This window comes from Blautia glucerasea (assembly GCF_013304385.1).
Lineage (GTDB): Bacteria > Bacillota > Clostridia > Lachnospirales > Lachnospiraceae > Blautia_A > Blautia_A ammoniilytica.
This window is the reverse complement of sequence record NZ_JAAITU010000065.1, coordinates 1-14,081: the sequence shown is the minus strand read 5'-3', so window position 1 is coordinate 14,081 and position 14,081 is coordinate 1. Positions and strand designations below refer to the sequence as shown.

The following is a 14,081-nucleotide window of genomic DNA, read 5'->3' as shown; positions in this document are numbered from 1 at the left end:
CTGTTCGTGCGCAACCCGCTTACGCATTTTTTTACTGTTTGCACAGGCTTTTACACGAAGATCTGTTCTGTATTTACAAGCTTATATTTCATACAATCTTCCAGAATCTTTGAAAAGATCTGCTCAAAAAGGTCTGTATCTTTGAAACGTCGTGTAGGAATTGTACAGGCTATGCTGAATGACCCTAAAATCCTTGTTATGGATGAGCCAACGGCAGGACTTGCCCCCGGAGAAAGGGTACGGTTTAGAAATTTTATTTCAGAATTTTTACATAATCGTATTGTTCTGATTTCCACCCATATTGTTTCTGATATTGAATATATCGCAACTCGTAATGCGATTATGAAAGCTGGAAAAATTATTGATGTGAGAACGACAAACGAGTTGGTAAAACAAATCGCGTGTAAAGTATGAAGTTGTGTGGTTCCTGCTCATAAGATGATGGACTATGAAATGCGTCTGCGGATTATCAATCAGCGTGGCGAGGACAATAATCAAATATCTATCCGTTATCTTGCAGATCATTCTGAGGTAGAGGGTTCGATTCCTGCGGAACCGCGTTTGGAAGATTTATTTGTATTTATGGCTGTTTCCACAAGAAGTACATGGATAAAATTACATAAAACATGCACAAAATACAATAGTTAGTCAAATGAATACCAGAGATTGATACAATTAATTTTCCAAGAATACTTATTCAAATAATTTTTTTGCCTTCTCCAGATTCATTTTTCCATTCACTTTCAAATAAATTTTTGTAATTTTAAGCGGCTCACCCATCTCACTGCAAAGCTCCTGCGCCTGTGATAAAGGAATATAGATATCTTCATTTTCCGTTACTGCAGTTACTTTACATGGAAGATAAACAGTTTGCTGTTCATTTTCTTCGTGCCCAGTCAAGGATACCGGATGATCTGCCGCGCCAGAAAGCTCTTTTGTATTTCCAGCAAGTGCATAAGAAATGGTTAGATTTTCTCTCATTTGCAGGAATTTTTCCTGTTGTTTTTTTGAAATGGAATGATCATTTGAGTCTTTCATGTTTTGCAATGATTTACTTCCAAGCAACAACACCGGTGTATTTCCTAAACCATTCTGCTCCGGATTTTCTCCAAACGCATTCAGATCTATTCCTAAAAAGGTGGCTGTTTCCGTATAATCTTCAATCTTGATGGTTACTGGAATTTCCACAACGGGCCATATCTCTTTTATCCCTTCTATTTTTTTTGCCTTTTTCAAAAAATCATCATCATAAGTAAGGTCTCCAAGGGAAACCAGTGCTGAGTATTGTTTTTTCCCGTCCTGTATTCCTGAAAAAAGCTTTATAAAGAAAAATAATGCCAATATCAGAAGAAAACCTACAAAACAGGTAAAACTGTCTATTCTATTCTTTTTCAATGGGCATCCACCTTTCTGGTTTCTTCCAGAAGTATGTTTTTCTTATGAAGCTTGCCCAAAAGAAGTAGAATCACAGAAACAAGCAGTACTGCAATAACTGCAATAACGGAATACCACCAGCTGTTTGTTTCTTCCTGGTCATCCTCTATTTTTAAAGACTGGATTTTAGCTTCTTTGATCTCAGACTCAAACTCTGTACTTTCCTTATAGGAATTGCCGGCTGCATCCTCATAAGTAAGAATCAGTTTTCCGGTAATCCTGTTGGGAAAAGAACCGTCATCATCTTCTAATTTTCCTTTTACATACACACGGAGACTTCCCTGTACTGCGGTTCCAGCTTCTAATGTTCCTAAAAAAGCGGACTCTTTTGGGTTCAATCCGTCTGCTTCCAGCCGTACACTTGCATTATATATTTTATCCCTTCCAAGATTCATTGCTTTCACCGGAATTTCTACCGTATCCATGGTATACAAAACTGAAGGAATATCAGAAGCTTCCAGTTTTGCACGCGCCTGCTGAGTGATCTGAAAGGACAGCGTTTCTGTACCTGCCGCTCCCGTCGCTTTTGAATCTTCGTAATCCAGAGAAAAAGAAACTGTTGCCTGACCTGGAGCACAGTCCTCTGCTATAGTAACCTTTTGCTTTAGGGTAATTGCTTCTCCTGGAGTCAGTCTCTGAACATAAAAAGAGTTTCTCTCGAATTCAATTCCCTTTGTATCCGCAGAAATAGAAATCTTTAGACCAAATACATTCTGGCTACGGCTTTTATTCCGAAATGTAAATGACATTTCTGTGACAGTGCCTGCTTTTAGATTTTGTCCGGAAAGATTGTTATCCTCTAAAAGAACCTGCGGTTTATGTAGTATTTTCTCACCAGACGAGCTGGCAGAAGAACCGCCTCCACTATACCCTCCAGCAGAATAATCCCCACTATCTATAACAGGATCTGTGATCTGTGTTCCATTATCTGTATCAGTATTTCCATTTTCTATTATGACATGGATTGTCTTCTTTTCGTCCTCAGCAGAAGCGTCTCCTGATATAAATTCATCCAGGTCAGAATTTTGATTTTCCGAATCCGTTTTTTCAGGAGTCTGTTCCTCAGTTCCCGGGATCTTCTCATCTGTAGGATTGTTTTTTTCCTCTTCAAAAGGCAATGTACTGTCTACATCAATATAAGAAGGCAATGTACTGTCTACATCAATATAAGAAGCTGACTGATCTGCTTCCAGACCAGACTCTCCCACAAAAGCAGCTTCCATATCCCCTGCATCTTCTGCAAAAACAGATGTCGGCAGAAGCATCATGAAACTTAATATTGCGAATGTGGTTTTCACAAATTTTTTTTCCATTTTCAGGCTGTCCTTTCTCTTAAAACTCCGCCATCCATCTCATATACGTGATCACATAAAATCCGGATATCCTCATCATTATGACTTGCCAATAAAATGGTTTTTCCACCTGTCTTTAAATCAAGCAAAAGTTCCCTGATTTCTGCCACGCCGTGTTTATCCAGACCGTTAAATGGTTCATCCAGAATCAGGAAGCGAGGATCTTCCATAATGGCCTGTGCGATTCCAAGACGTTGCCGCATTCCAAGAGAGTACTTTCCAACCGGCTTTTTCATATCCGGATCCAATCCTACTTTTTTTAGGATCAGGCGGATATCTGCCTTTGAAATCATTCTTTTCATATCTGCCAGTATTTCCAGGTTCTTTGCACCGGTATACTGGGTAAGAAAGCCAGGCGTCTCAATGATAACACCAAGGCTTTCTGGGAAATCTACATCACGACCGATTTCTTTTCCGAATACACGGATGGTGCCTGTGGTAACAGGAAGGAATCCGCAGATACATTTCATAAGTACCGTTTTGCCAGAGCCATTATTTCCTACAACGCCGTAAACCTGTCCCACCTTTAAGGTAAGATTTACTTCTTTTAATACCAGATCTTCCCCGAACCTTTTGGTTACGTGTTCTATTTTCACACAGGTATTTTGAAATTCAGATTTCTTCCACTTTTCCATTTAAAACACCTCCAAAAATTCCCATTAACACCAATAAAAATAATAGCAGAAATAACCACAATCCCGCTTTATCCATTCCCCAGTTTCCATCTGCCATAATCCATTCCACTGGGTAAAACCAGATCTGGTCTTTGAAATAGCGTTCATGAAGTATAATTCCAAAATAATAGCTGACAAAAGGAATCCCATATGCCATATAAGCTGAATTCCATAAGGTACCACAGATTCCACCAAAAGTGCTTAGAATACTTCCGATCAGTCCCATCCTAAGACCTTTCATAAACAGCTCCAGAAACTGTTCCTTTGGAAAGCTGCCTTTTATTTCCATAGGATAAAATATAACAAAATTAACAAGAAGTATGGTGCTTATAGCAAATATCCAGACTAAAAATCCAGATGTCATAACAGAAAAGACTTTTCCTTCCACATATAGCCTGCGGTTTGTCCTGGGAAATGCAGCTTTTAAAAATCCACTTTTATACTCCTGTAAAAAAGAATCACTCCACGGCAGTACCGCAGCTACAGGGATGGCAAAAGATACCATCTGGCTTTTCAATGAACCATCCAGCAGGCTGATAAAAGTTCCACATGTTAATGCTTTTTTCAAACTTGGATAAGTCTGACCTGCTGCAATAGAAAAGCAGGCAATCAGCCATGCCGCCAGGAAACTCCTGCCAAAAAGCATACGTTTTGTTTCTACCCGCATAGATATTTCCCTTTCTGATTATGTTTTTTCTCCCAGAAATTCAAAGGGATATTTTTTCATCCTGCGAAGTGCCAGAACCATAAGAACAAATAAAATACCTGCAAAGAACATACAGGATTGCCAGATGGTCGGAAGTAATGGATCATAGCCAAGGTTATGTTTTCCATATACAGCCTGGTTCAAAGGACTGATCCAGCAGATCAGTACATTCACCTGATACATTTCATATTTTTCCTTATGCAAAATTGCGGCTACCACACTGGGTTCCAGTAAAAATCCAAATACACTATAAAGAAGTCCAAACACCATGCCTTTTGTTTTTCCTTTATAAAGATTTCCAACAAGGATCACAAAACCAAGTGTCAGGGAATAGCAGAATAACAGGAGAAAAACTTGCAGCATACAGCCATACGGAGAGATACTCTCCATGACTCTTACTGTAGAGGGGACCTGCAAGTTTTTCCCCAGTTCAGAATATCCGAGCATGGCAGCAGTCTCGCTCCACAGGTTGCCCGGATAACTGTCCTTCATACACAGTACAGATGTAAATATCAGCATCAATACTGTATAAAGAGCAGTCACAAGAATAATATAAATAAACTGTCCCAAAAGCCATTTTTTCTTTGTTGTTCGAATTAACTGATATGGAGTAACGGGTGTCATCTTTGGCAGGTCTGAGAACAACAGGAGCAACAGAAGAGAACTGAGCAGTACTGCTGTTCCATCCCCAAAGGTCCAAAGAAACGGCTCTACGGCCTGTACCGGTGTATCATAGTTTTCCATAACAACCATAATTCTTCCAGTGAGAAGAAAGCTAAGTACAAATTCCAGAAGGAAGGTAAAAATGACTTTTGGATTTCGAAAATAACCAAAGAAATTGTAATGTACAATTCCAAGTACCTGCTTCATATCAGTAGCCCAGATCCCTGTCTATAATACTGCCATCTACGGCGTTAATGGTAAGGAAGCTCCAGCTTGGATAGTCTGTGATGTCCGAATAACTATTCCCATCATAGTCACCTTCCACTTTTTTGCTTCCAAAGAAATCCCAAACGGGAACCAGAAGACCTGTATGTGGATCTGTAGATGGTTCATAAATTCTGGCATAGCCCAGAACAATCCGGTCAATGTCATAAACTCTTGATTTTTCATATTCCATATTATCTGCATTGGTCACTACCATCATTTTTTCATATGTTTTCATAATCTCAGAAAATGGAAGAAGGTTTAAATTTTCTGTTTTTGTCTCTCCTATGGTATAAGGGTTTGAATAAGACATGCTTTCAATTCCATCTTTATCGACAAAGAAATAAAGACTTTCATAAGACCAGGTTTCCATAGTGCTGTCCATATCTTCCAAAGCACCGCCATCTGCCATTGTCTGAGTAATCGGAACACCGTTTATAGTACGTGTGTAATAAATTGCATATCCGCTTCCAAGATTACTTAAACTATTATCCTCTTCAAGACTATTGCACAATGCATAACTCCAGTCTGAAAACTGCAGATCTGTAATCCCCATTTTATCTACTTTTTCCTGTACCATTTTTTTGGCTTCATCTAATGAAATCCCAATGGACTCCTCAGTAGGTTTTTCTCCTTCACTGGAAGAAGTATACTCAGACCAGGTCGTGTCCACAGGCAGCTTTTCCCCGCCAGATTTTGCCGTTTTTCGGATTTTGACAGATAAGGTATCGGATCCGTAGGAAGATGTCTTGTAAAAATATTCCGTTCCATCCGGCATCTGTGCAACACCGGAGAAGTCATTTTCCGCAGTACCATTTTCTGTCTCCTGGGAGCCTGCAACAGGTCTTCCTTCTACTAGAGTCTTCGTTTCCGGAGCAGACTCATATTCCTGCTCATACATCTCAATTTCTCCATAAATGTCATAAATATAATTTCCATCTTCATCTGTTCCATAGTTATAGGGATCCAGATTTCCGTTTGCTACATCTTCTTTTAGTTCATCCAACGTTTTTTTGATTTCATCCTTTGTCTGGGTATAATAGCTATGCGATGTATACAGCTTTGCCTCTGAGAAAAAGGCATCTGTAATACGGTCAAGAAGATCCTGTGTAACTTCTGCAGGCGTGACAGAAATTGCGGATATCTTTTCTACATCCGGTATTTCTACGGTGGCATCCGTGTTCACTACAAGTTTTGCACTGTCATCTGTAGTCTGACTTTTATAAGTTTCCGGAGCATTGAGCAGGTCTCGAATAGTTGTTCTTACCGCTGTGTTCTTATCCTTTGTATTTTCAGAAGAATCCTCCTTCACTATATCTACGCCTTCAGCTTCTGTATAAGCATCTTCTGCCTTGCTTCCTTTTGGTTTTACAAGGGAAGATTCCGGGGTCTGGGCACATCCTGTGAGCATTCCTATACAAAGTGTTAATCCTACAATTTTATTTATGTTTTTTCTCATGTTGAATAAATTCTCCTTCCTGTTTATGTCTACAAGTATAGCATCTTTCATTACACCAAATCTTCCGCAAGTTGTAACTGTTCTGTAAATTCCAATTATTTACCATAAAACAGATACGATCGTTCCTTTTCCCAGATGGCTTGTAATTTCCAGCTGAAATCCATGTATATCTGCAATTTTCTGGCATAGCGCAAGACCAAGCCCAACACTTCCCTTTACTCTGGAACGTGATTTATCGACCATATAAAAAGCTTCTGTTACTCTTTTCAGATCCTCCTCTGGAATTCCCTTCCCATAATCCTGAACAGATAAATGATTTTGGGTTGCCTCCAGTACGATTTTTGAATTCTCATCGGAAGCCTTGACTGCATTGTCAATAAAATTTGTCACTGCACTCATCATAAGGTCCGGATCAAATGTTTTTCTAAGCTCCTCTGGATTACAATGTATTTCAAGACAAATTTTTTTCTCCTGAAGCCTGTAAGTAACAAGTTTTTTTACATCTTCCAGAAATTGATTCATCTGAACTTCCACTGGAACAAATTCTGCTTCACCTGTTTCATATAATCCGGTAAGTTCCAGCATTTTCACAGAAAGTCTGGAAAGCCTTCGGCATTCATTTCTAATATAATCAAGCGCTATCTCCTGCCTCTTGGGAGATAGGCGTACCGTTAGAAGTGTATCTGCATATCCTATGATTGCGGTCATTGGGGTCTTTAATTCATGGGCCAAACTTCCAAGCAGCTGTCTCTGTGCCTTGTTTACGGAAGAAAGCTTTTCAATCTGCTCCCTTACTTTACCTGTCATAAGATTAAAGCTTTTCCCAACCTGTGCCAGTTCCGTTTTTCCTTCTGATGGCACTTTTATCTCATAATTTCCATTTGCCACAGAAACAGCCGCTTCTTTTAGCCTTGTGAGCGGTTCCATAATTTTCCGCAAAGTCAAAAACAGGAAAAAGCCAACAAACAGAACCAGAAACAGGGTAAACCCTCCTGCCTGATAAAACAGTGTCTGACTCTGTTTTTGTACACCGGTAATATCTTTGTAGGTGACAATCTGATAGTTCATGTCTGTAGAACTGTATCTGGAAAAATAAAAGAGCAAAAATACGTTGCCATTTGTTTTGCTGATCAGTGGTTTATCACAATAGATGTCATTTTCGAATCCATCATGTTTGTTTTTTGTTAGGTTTCTGATATTTTGCAAATCAAACTCATATTTTGTCCCATTATATTGTTCTTTTCCATCCTGATATAAAACGGCGCTGTCGTGGAATACCTGACGAAAAGCATAAATAATCATTTTTTCCCGGATTTTATCATCAGTGTCCTGTGTTTTACTCTTAATCCGCATTAGCATGTTTTCAAACTTAGAAATATTTGTTTGAAACCTGCTATTTTCATAACTGTTGATATTCTGTATGCTCTGATTTTTCCACCTGTAAGTTGTATAGAAAAAGATTCCAGATGACAGCAGAAGCACCACGCAGATTACCTGTAAAAAAATTTTTGTAAATAGCTTCATAAATCCACCTCAAGTCGATAACCAATTCTGGGAATGGTTTTGATTTTATCCTGCCAGCTTAGTTTTTTTCTGATGCGTCCAACGTGTGCATCCACAGTTCTTGTTTCTCCGCAGAATTCCTCCTTCCACAGTTCCTGCAAGATCTGGCTTCTGGTAAGTGCTTTATTTGGGTTTTTTACGAACACCATAAGGCAGTTATATTCCATAGGTTTTAAATATATTTCTTCTCCATTTTTCGTAACTATGTGACTTACGGTATCAATTATGACATCGTCTATCTGAATCTGTTTCGGTGCCGTTCCATAACGATCTAATACTTTTTCCAAACGCACCATTACCTCCAGCATTTCAAAAGGTTTTACTATGTAATCCTCGGCTCCGTCTTTTAACCCTTTTACTTTACTTGTAACATCAGCCTTTGCCGTAAGAAATATAACCGGAATACCAAACTTTTTTAATTCCGGCAACAGGGTATAACCATCCTTTCCCGGAAGCATAATATCCACAAGGGCGCACTGAAATTCATGGTCCTGTGCGACTCTTTCACTTGCATCATTTCCATCCAGATAACCTACTGTTTCATAGCCGACAGCTTCCAGATTCATACAAAGCAGATCATTGATTGCCATTTCATCTTCTATCACCAGTATTCTTGCTTTCATAATAATGTTCCTTTCATTTTACACAAATCCGATTATTTCTTTATTGTGCGTGATTTTTACTATTACAATTATACACTAGTTTCAGTACAGCGAACGTAACCAATTTGTAAAGAAAAAGGAATCAAGAACGCTCCATCTGGAAGTCGTTTTGATTCCTCAAATTCCACTACAATTTTGGTTTCATTTTGTAAATCAATGTTAATATCATCTGCTGCTGGAGCCACCAGGTTTTCTGATGCTGGTTTTATAGTGTACCGTTCCTATTTTTTCTATATAAAATGCGTTTAAACTGATTCAAATACCAGAAATCTTGTTCCTTTAATACTTAAAAATCCAGAAGCTCCTTAAAAGTTTTTGCATTTGTCGCAATACGACCACCCTTTTCTGCCAATGGACGCCAGCGAACCTTTCCAACAGAACAGTTTGGTGAGTATGAAAAAGAGGCTTCTTATTTTGTTAATTGTGTTTATATCTGCTTAATGCACAAATCAGTTTTTCCGACTCCAGTGGTTTGGTAAGATATTCATCCATTCCAGCTTTCAACGCTTTACTTTGATTTCTGCTCCTGCATTTGTCAGAAGGAATTCTGCAATTTCCATATTCAATTCATTGTCTTCGGTCAAAAGAATTCTCATGCCTTCAATTGATACATCATCTTCTTGGCTTTCGACCTGCTTCATATCAGTAGAAATAAGGAAGGGAAGCTGTACCATGAATGTGGTTCCTACATTTTTCTCGCTTTCAAATTTAACCGTACCGCCCATTTTCTCTATTAGTTTTTCGGTAATTGGCATACCAAGACCTGTTCCTCCATAAACAGATCTTGCACCGCCTTTTTCCTGAGTAAATGGTTCAAAAATATGATTCTGAAATTCTTTACTCATTCCAATTCCAGTATCCTTGCAGTGAAATTCAAATAGTATATTCTCCTTATCAGTGTGATATCTAAATGATGCAGAATCATTGGTCTTAAATGAGTGGCTGAAAAGTTTTTCAATGCCAAGTTTGCTTACGAATGCCACGATTTCTTGTCTGTTTTCTTAATTGCAAAAACTTATATTTTTATATATTTTTTTCTTGCTTTTTCCAATAATCTGCTATATACTGCCCCATGTAAAGTAATGCAGAGTAAATTCATGAGCGTAAAGTGCCTTCCGGATGGAGAGTTGCCGGAGGACGAAAAGAGAAATCTTGCGGTTCGTGGATTGCTTCTCGCTGCAACAGAAGATAAATATGAATCCATAAATTATCTCCTATTGTGAGCGAAAAAAGAAAAGGAGGTAATTTTTTTATGGAGAAAACAAAGAACATGTTTCTCACCTCAGCCAAAGAGCTGAAAACCACTTCTACCCTGGCAGTCTGTGCAATGCTTGCTGCCCTGGCACTGATTTTAAATTCAGTTGCTTCTATCAATATCGGTCCCTATGTAAAAATTGGATTTTCCGGTATTCCAAACCAGATTGCTGATTATTTGTTTGGACCCATTACCGGATGTCTGTTTGCCGGTGTGCTGGATATTGTGAAATTCTTTATCCGCCCTGATGGTCCATTTTTCTTTGGGTTCACCTTTAACGCAATGCTCGCGGCATTTATTTATGGATGTTTTTACTACAAACATAAGCTCACCTTCCGCCGCGTGCTGATTGCAAAACTGGTTGTCATTCTGATTGTAAATGTTCTGTTAAATACCTTATGGCTGGACATGCTCTACGGAAAAGGCTTCCTTGCAATCCTCCCAATGCGTACTGTAAAGAACTTGATTATGTGGCCAATTGATTCCTTTATCTTCTTTACCATCACAAGATTGATTGAGCAGACAGGAATTTTTACTATTTTTAGAAAACCGGCTGCCAACTGATTACATATATTTGAAAATATAAGATCTTAGTGATATCAAATAAAAAACGCGAATATTCCAGTACTTAATAAGCCACTGATATTCGCGTTTCTTATTATCCTAACCACTTGAAAGATGGATAGTATCTTACAACAGCTTTCCCCACAATCTGGTCAAATCGCACGAATTTGTTTTTCCATGAACGTGAATCCTTCGAATCATTCCGGTTATCACCAAGCATGAAATAACAGTTTTCCGGAACTGTATATGGGCCATAACTTCCGATCATTTTCTCGGGAATGAAAGAGTCATCCGATGGAGTGGGGGAACCATCAATGTAAACTTTCCCATCCTTAATTTCCACTACCTCTCCCGGCAGTCCGATCACTCTTTTGATAAAAAGACGGCTTTCATCATCCGGGTATTTGAATATTACAATATCAAATCGCTCCGGGTTCTTGAACTTTTCAGAAATTTCATAACCGAACAGATCAAGATTAATTCCATACGCAAGCCGAAAGCCGAAAAGGCGGTCTTTCACCATAAGTGTTTTTTCCATGGAGGGTGAAGGGATTTTTGCGTTAATCAAAACAACATTATTGATAACCAGGGTAATCGCCACTACTATTACAAGCAATTTCACATAGCCTAACAGTTCACGCCAGATTTTCATGCTCTCCCCCTCACCGTTCTTCATCATTCATATATCTGAACAATCTTTTGTCATATTTTGCTTCCCGATACCATCCAATTCCGATCATGACCACTCCTAATACAATGGTAACTGTTCTGGCCATTGTATCAGCTGAAAACAAGCAGGTAATTACAATTCCAGTTCCTGCACCTGTAAAAAAGTCAATAACAGACTTTTCCCGTTTCAATGATCCAAGAACTCTTTCTTTATCCATGGTTTTTACCATTTTGGCATCTTCCTTTATTAAGACATCGAGAGAAATATCAAAACGGTTGCTGATGTCTATGAGGATCTGCAGATCCGGATAGCTCTTTTCATTTTCCCAATTAGACACAGTCTGTCTGGTAACATGAAATATTTTTCCAAATTCCTCCTGGGTCAGACCCTTTTCATTTCGTATTTTTAATATCTGCGTTCCAATGTTCATATTGCTCTGCTCCTGTTCTTCCAATCGGTTTTGCTTTCTCGCTTTGATTATATAAAAATTTCTGCCAAATGAAAAGCAATTTACCTTTTACAGCGAAAAAACAGGTATGCAAAGCTTCTTTGACATGGGATTTTTGAAAACAGATTCACGTTTCTCTACTTAATCTGAATCCTTATTTTATCCCCGACAGGTGTCCAGCCGGATTCTGCAGTGATTTCACCTGTAGCTCCATCATAATATGCGCTTTCTTCGGTTCCGTAATCTTCATCCGTTTTATCTGCTGCGTCGGTATTTTCTTTCTGGTCTGTATCGTCTTGAAGCCTTACTTCTGTGGGAGCATCTGCCCCTCCGATAATTTGAGTTTCAACCTGATCCTCTGCATCTGACGGATTTTCTCCCTCCAAAGTATCCTCTGGAACTTCTTCTACCTCTTCTGTAGTCTCACCAATTTCTACAAAATCGTCATCACCCCAGACAGTGTCTGCAGCAGCCATGTAAGGTTCTCTGGTATAAAGCTGTAATTCCAGATAATCGCTGTCAATATCCGGGAGCAAAAGAACCGGACCGTCAGAATCCAGCTGATACATGCCCCAGAAACTGGTTTTAAAACTCCATTGAGTTTTACCATCTGCTGCCGAATTACTGCGCAGTTCATACTGTACCTGATTTCCTTTACTGTCTGTCCCCATAAGCATCATCTCATTACCATTATACAGCTTTTCCTCAAGTTCTTCCGGAATTTCTGCCTTAATTATACTTTGCAGTTTATTCATGGAAAAGTCTGTTAATTTTACGGTTCCTTCTTCTGTTTTAACAGAAACATCTTCCAGCTTTTTATGAACTGTCTGTTTCATAAGCTCCTCATGGGGAATAGAAAAATCAAACTCAAACTCTGCGAAATAATCTTCGCCAAGATTTTCATTTTGATAGGCACCGAGTACCAAATGTACTTCTGGATTTTCTCCCAAATCACCATCAAGGGAAAACCGGGATTCCAGAACAGCATCATAGACATTTTCATCCAGTCCAGTATTTAGCAAATCTTCGTCCGAATATGGCAGAAGGTGTCCGCTTTCGTATTCTTCAATTTTCTGTCCATTTATTGTAGTTTTCTGATAATCAATGTCAAGCTGTGTATTGGCAAAGGTCCAGTCATCCTGGACATCATCCGTGTCCTTTTGCCCGGAAGATGTTTTTTCTGCATGCACCTTTGTTAACAGAACCCCATTATCCAGAACAACTTCTTTTAATGTTACAGTAATTCCTTTGTCTTCCTTAGAGGTATTCAACACTTCCGTATAAGATTCAATGCCTTTTGGGAAACCAAGGGTTTCTCCTATGGACAATGTAATATTTTTTATTGCAGCCTGGATATGTGGATTAGAAAAGATAACAGAACCCAAGGTGACGATCACACAGGCAGCTGCTGCTTTGCTCCACCCTTTTGGTCTCCGGTTTTCCTTTTTTTCACTCCATTCCCGCTCTGCTTCCTCTATATATTTCGGATCAATATTACCAAATTCTTTTGAAAAATCAAACTTTTTCATATGCGTCCTCCTTCTTTTTCCAACAGTTTCAACAGCTTTTTCCGGTTTCTGTATAAATTCATTTTCACGCTTCCCGCTGACATATGATGCCTTTTGGATATTGCAGAAACAGGATCTAAAAACCAGTATCTTCGTACAAAAATATTTCTGTCCTTTGGAGACATTTCTTCCAAAAAACGATTTATGGTTTCCATCAGTTCTTTTTCCGCCAGCTGTTCTTCCACGGTATAAGTTACATTTAGCTGCTCCATTTCCTCCATAACATCTGCCATATGAACATCCGGGCGCTTGCCTGCAAACTTTTTCCTTAAGCAGTCAATACTAAGATTTCTTGTAATCCGACCGCAAAAGTGTGCCAATACAGGAGGATGCGTAGGTGGAATCTGTGACCATACTGAAAACCAGGTATCATTCAGACATTCCTCGGCATCTTCTCTATTCGCCAATAAATTCCAGGCAATCTTGTAGCAATAGGGATGATACTTAGTACTCAATTCTATAATTCCATTCTCATCTCTTTTCAAAAACAGGTTTATAATTTCATCATCATTCATTTACAGGTTGTCCTCCGGGTTTCTTTAAGATAAAAGTCACTGTCCATAATCTGACCAGCAACAGATAAGGCGCCTTTTTGAATAAAAAAATTTCCATTCATATTATATATCGTAAAAAATAGTGGATGGTAACAAAAAAATTTAATTTTTTTCAGTTGAGATCCAAACTACAGTTTTGGTTTTCAGAAGATTACCTTTTAGAGGTAAAAATAATCATGACCACCGGCTTAGCCCAACATCATAAACTTAAGAAAATACTTGTTCTTATGTCCTTTATTTTTTAA

At 38.7% G+C, this 14,081-nt stretch carries 14 protein-coding genes, 2 pseudogenes and 1 riboswitch; of the genes and pseudogenes, 2 read left to right on the top strand and 14 right to left on the bottom strand.

Features of this window, described 5'->3' with window-relative positions; translation table 11 throughout:
* A pseudogene (locus tag G5B11_RS17395) lies at positions 1–155 on the bottom strand (IS5/IS1182 family transposase); the annotation flags it as partial.
* On the opposite strand from G5B11_RS17395, the pseudogene G5B11_RS19650 reads away from it, so the two are divergent.
* Positions 139–613: pseudogene (locus G5B11_RS19650) on the top strand (ABC transporter ATP-binding protein); the annotation flags it as partial. The pseudogenes G5B11_RS17395 and G5B11_RS19650 sit on opposite strands and share 17 nt — an antisense overlap.
* Positions 614–693: 80 nt before the next feature.
* On the opposite strand, the gene G5B11_RS17385 reads toward G5B11_RS19650, so the two are convergent.
* The 9 genes from G5B11_RS17385 to G5B11_RS17345 form a co-directional block, all read right to left on the bottom strand.
* On the bottom strand, positions 694–1,395 hold the full coding sequence (locus tag G5B11_RS17385; RefSeq protein WP_244093071.1) for a hypothetical protein: 702 nt from the start codon (positions 1,393–1,395) through the stop codon (positions 694–696).
* Entirely contained in the window at positions 1,392–2,747 is a 1,356-nt protein-coding gene (locus G5B11_RS17380; protein ID WP_158420990.1) for a hypothetical protein, read from the bottom strand. Before G5B11_RS17380 ends, G5B11_RS17385 begins: the two co-directional genes overlap by 4 nt.
* A 2-nt stretch (positions 2,748–2,749) precedes the next feature.
* Entirely contained in the window at positions 2,750–3,421 is a 672-nt protein-coding gene (locus G5B11_RS17375) for an ATP-binding cassette domain-containing protein (RefSeq protein WP_173729200.1), read from the bottom strand.
* Positions 3,399–4,127 (bottom strand): ABC transporter permease, encoded by a 729-nt coding sequence (locus G5B11_RS17370; protein ID WP_244093070.1) that lies wholly within the window; start codon positions 4,125–4,127, stop codon positions 3,399–3,401. Before G5B11_RS17370 ends, G5B11_RS17375 begins: the two co-directional genes overlap by 23 nt.
* A gap of 18 nt (positions 4,128–4,145) precedes the next feature.
* Entirely contained in the window at positions 4,146–5,036 is an 891-nt protein-coding gene (locus G5B11_RS17365; RefSeq protein WP_148463286.1) for a hypothetical protein, read from the bottom strand.
* 1 nt (position 5,037) lies between these two features.
* Positions 5,038–6,552, bottom strand: coding sequence for a DUF6034 family protein (locus tag G5B11_RS17360; protein ID WP_173729199.1), 1,515 nt, complete (start codon positions 6,550–6,552; stop codon positions 5,038–5,040).
* Positions 6,553–6,651: 99 nt separating this feature from the next.
* Positions 6,652–8,076, bottom strand: a complete 1,425-nt coding sequence (locus tag G5B11_RS17355) for a sensor histidine kinase (RefSeq protein WP_173729198.1) — start codon at positions 8,074–8,076, stop codon at positions 6,652–6,654.
* Positions 8,073–8,738 (bottom strand): response regulator transcription factor, encoded by a 666-nt coding sequence (locus G5B11_RS17350; RefSeq protein WP_173729197.1) that lies wholly within the window; start codon positions 8,736–8,738, stop codon positions 8,073–8,075. Before G5B11_RS17350 ends, G5B11_RS17355 begins: the two co-directional genes overlap by 4 nt.
* Before the next feature lie 539 nt (positions 8,739–9,277).
* Positions 9,278–9,622, bottom strand: a complete 345-nt coding sequence (locus G5B11_RS17345) for an ATP-binding protein (protein ID WP_317258455.1) — start codon at positions 9,620–9,622, stop codon at positions 9,278–9,280.
* 238 nt (positions 9,623–9,860) lie between these two features.
* A riboswitch (THF riboswitch) is annotated at positions 9,861–9,958 on the top strand.
* 71 nt (positions 9,959–10,029) lie between these two features.
* On the opposite strand from G5B11_RS17345, the gene G5B11_RS17340 reads away from it, so the two are divergent.
* On the top strand, positions 10,030–10,596 hold the full coding sequence (locus G5B11_RS17340) for a folate family ECF transporter S component (RefSeq protein ID WP_158420996.1): 567 nt from the start codon (positions 10,030–10,032) through the stop codon (positions 10,594–10,596).
* 94 nt (positions 10,597–10,690) lie between these two features.
* On the opposite strand, the gene lepB is transcribed toward G5B11_RS17340, so the two are convergent.
* From lepB to G5B11_RS17320, 4 genes are all read right to left on the bottom strand, one after another.
* A complete protein-coding gene (gene lepB, locus G5B11_RS17335) occupies positions 10,691–11,248 on the bottom strand; it encodes a signal peptidase I (RefSeq protein WP_158420997.1) in 558 nt (185 codons plus the stop codon).
* A gap of 10 nt (positions 11,249–11,258) precedes the next feature.
* Positions 11,259–11,696 carry a helix-turn-helix transcriptional regulator gene (locus G5B11_RS17330; RefSeq protein WP_158420998.1) on the bottom strand — a complete coding sequence of 146 codons (438 nt, stop codon included), beginning with the start codon at positions 11,694–11,696 and terminating at the stop codon, positions 11,259–11,261.
* Between the two features lie 155 nt (positions 11,697–11,851).
* Positions 11,852–13,243, bottom strand: a complete 1,392-nt coding sequence (locus G5B11_RS17325) for a DUF4179 domain-containing protein (RefSeq protein ID WP_118071921.1) — start codon at positions 13,241–13,243, stop codon at positions 11,852–11,854.
* Entirely contained in the window at positions 13,240–13,797 is a 558-nt protein-coding gene (locus G5B11_RS17320; protein ID WP_059085740.1) for an RNA polymerase sigma factor, read from the bottom strand. Before G5B11_RS17320 ends, G5B11_RS17325 begins: the two co-directional genes overlap by 4 nt.
* Positions 13,798–14,081 lie beyond the last annotated feature (284 nt).

What these genes read in the sequence shown, in the direction of transcription:
- G5B11_RS17380 (WP_158420990.1), bottom strand. Translation starts at nt 2,747, where the DNA reads ATGGAAAAAAAATTTGTGAAAACCACATTCGCAATATTAAGTTTCATG.
- G5B11_RS17375 (WP_173729200.1), bottom strand. Translation starts at nt 3,421, where the DNA reads ATGGAAAAGTGGAAGAAATCTGAATTTCAAAATACCTGTGTGAAAATA.
- G5B11_RS17370 (WP_244093070.1), bottom strand. Translation starts at nt 4,127, where the DNA reads ATGCGGGTAGAAACAAAACGTATGCTTTTTGGCAGGAGTTTCCTGGCG.
- G5B11_RS17365 (WP_148463286.1), bottom strand. Translation starts at nt 5,036, where the DNA reads ATGAAGCAGGTACTTGGAATTGTACATTACAATTTCTTTGGTTATTTT.
- G5B11_RS17360 (WP_173729199.1), bottom strand. Translation starts at nt 6,552, where the DNA reads ATGAGAAAAAACATAAATAAAATTGTAGGATTAACACTTTGTATAGGA.
- G5B11_RS17355 (WP_173729198.1), bottom strand. Translation starts at nt 8,076, where the DNA reads ATGAAGCTATTTACAAAAATTTTTTTACAGGTAATCTGCGTGGTGCTT.
- G5B11_RS17350 (WP_173729197.1), bottom strand. Translation starts at nt 8,738, where the DNA reads ATGAAAGCAAGAATACTGGTGATAGAAGATGAAATGGCAATCAATGAT.
- G5B11_RS17345 (WP_317258455.1), bottom strand. Translation starts at nt 9,622, where the DNA reads ATGAGTAAAGAATTTCAGAATCATATTTTTGAACCATTTACTCAGGAA.
- G5B11_RS17340 (WP_158420996.1), top strand. Translation starts at nt 10,030, where the DNA reads ATGGAGAAAACAAAGAACATGTTTCTCACCTCAGCCAAAGAGCTGAAA.
- lepB (WP_158420997.1), bottom strand. Translation starts at nt 11,248, where the DNA reads ATGAAAATCTGGCGTGAACTGTTAGGCTATGTGAAATTGCTTGTAATA.
- G5B11_RS17330 (WP_158420998.1), bottom strand. Translation starts at nt 11,696, where the DNA reads ATGAACATTGGAACGCAGATATTAAAAATACGAAATGAAAAGGGTCTG.
- G5B11_RS17325 (WP_118071921.1), bottom strand. Translation starts at nt 13,243, where the DNA reads ATGAAAAAGTTTGATTTTTCAAAAGAATTTGGTAATATTGATCCGAAA.
- G5B11_RS17320 (WP_059085740.1), bottom strand. Translation starts at nt 13,797, where the DNA reads ATGAATGATGATGAAATTATAAACCTGTTTTTGAAAAGAGATGAGAAT.